A 1,406-nucleotide genomic window follows, 5' to 3' on the forward strand; every position below is an offset into this window, starting at 1 on the left:
CCACAAGCGTCACGTATAGCTGCGTAATGCCGGCGGGCAGGACGGAACTTGACCGCATCCACACGCCGTCATGCCTTAATGGAGGACCCCTTGCACGTCGAGTGGAGCAGTTTTTAGCATGGGTGTATGGAGGAGGCGCGCAAAACCGCTCTGATCCTGCTGAGGAATAGAACCCTCACGCCGGACGATTTGTGGATCGCGTTTTACGCGATCGGCGGGACCGCCGGGCCGCTGGAGCTTGAAGCTTACATTCATGGGCTGCTGCCGGTGAGCATGATCGACGCCGAACTGCTTTCCGACGCCCTCCATAACCTGCAGGACATCTGATCCTCCAAAAGGTGCGTGGTTGTGATAGCGGGAGGGTGCTCCTACATTTGATTAATGACCGCACAGGAAGAAACCGGCGATTTCGAGCGGCTGCATGCCCTCATAGCCACTGCTGACATCAAGGGCTTTCTGGACGGCATGTCCGGCCATGCCGCTGCGACCATGAGCAAGGCCACCGGCGGACGCATTGAAAGTGCCGTCACCTTGCGTCGACGCAAACGCAGTACAACGATCGCCGGCAGCAGTGACGAAGCGATCCTGCTCGATGGAATTGAACAACGTCTGGGAGACGGGCCCTGCGCCGAAGCGCTGCGAACCGGGAAACCCACCCTGATCGCCGACGTTTCTGCTGAGCGGCGCTGGCCTGTGTACTGCGAAAACCTTGCCGCGTCTGGGTACCGAAGCGTTCTGGGTGTCCCTCTGCAGCTTGAAGAAGGCGCCAGCGGAGCATTGAACTTTTTCGCACCTGCCCCAGGTGTCTTCACGACAGAGACGACAGCTGAAGCAGCACTCTTCGCCGGCACGGCGAGCCACGCCCTGCGGCTGGCCATCAGAATCGCAGTGGCCGAGGAACTCGCGGACAACCTACGGGCCGCCCTGGACAGCAGGACCGCCATCGATCTGGCCTGCGGGATGATCATGGCCCAAAACGAGTGCTCAAAGGAACAAGCCATCGAAATCCTCCGCAGAACATCGAGCAACCGTAACCAGAAACTCAACACCCTCGCAGAGCAGATCGTTACCCGCGTCGCGGGAACTGACAGCACGACAACCTACTTCGAAGACTAAACTCGCGCATCAGAAATAAAACCCTCAAAGCAGCCTGCCAAGGGCAGGGGGCGGGCCTCGCTGCGCTCGGACGGTACAAGCTCTTTTTCTTTTTTGCTGCTGTCCGGTGGATCATACGTGTCCGCTCCACCTGCGCAACCGTCCTGCGGACGGCCGCGCAGCCGACGGGTTGTATTCGGCGCTGCGCTTATTTCCTCACATAACCCGTCCGCTGCTTGCCCTTCGGGTTGCCCCGGCTCCGTCGGGCACAGCTACGCGATGCTCCGCCAGCAGGCAAAAAACATGGTGGG

The 1,406-nt window shown here is 60.1% G+C and carries 2 protein-coding genes; both read left to right on the plus strand.

Annotated features, from left to right (window positions below):
• The first annotated feature begins 126 nt into the window (after nt 1–126).
• Nucleotides 127–327 (plus strand): hypothetical protein, encoded by a 201-nt coding sequence (locus tag ACETK3_RS21290; RefSeq protein WP_236799538.1) that lies wholly within the window; start codon nt 127–129, stop codon nt 325–327.
• A gap of 54 nt (nt 328–381) precedes the next feature.
• The gene (locus tag ACETK3_RS21295) at nt 382–1,116 is read left to right on the plus strand and encodes a GAF and ANTAR domain-containing protein (protein WP_236799537.1); all 735 of its coding nucleotides are present in this window, start codon (nt 382–384) and stop codon (nt 1,114–1,116) included.
• Nucleotides 1,117–1,406 lie beyond the last annotated feature (290 nt).

This window comes from Arthrobacter sp. E44, assembly GCF_041877125.1.
Classification (GTDB): domain Bacteria; phylum Actinomycetota; class Actinomycetes; order Actinomycetales; family Micrococcaceae; genus Arthrobacter.

Coding starts and splice junctions, on each gene's coding strand:
- ACETK3_RS21290 (WP_236799538.1), top strand. CDS start 127: ATGGAGGAGGCGCGCAAAACCGCTCTGATCCTGCTGAGGAATAGAACC.
- ACETK3_RS21295 (WP_236799537.1), top strand. CDS start 382: ATGACCGCACAGGAAGAAACCGGCGATTTCGAGCGGCTGCATGCCCTC.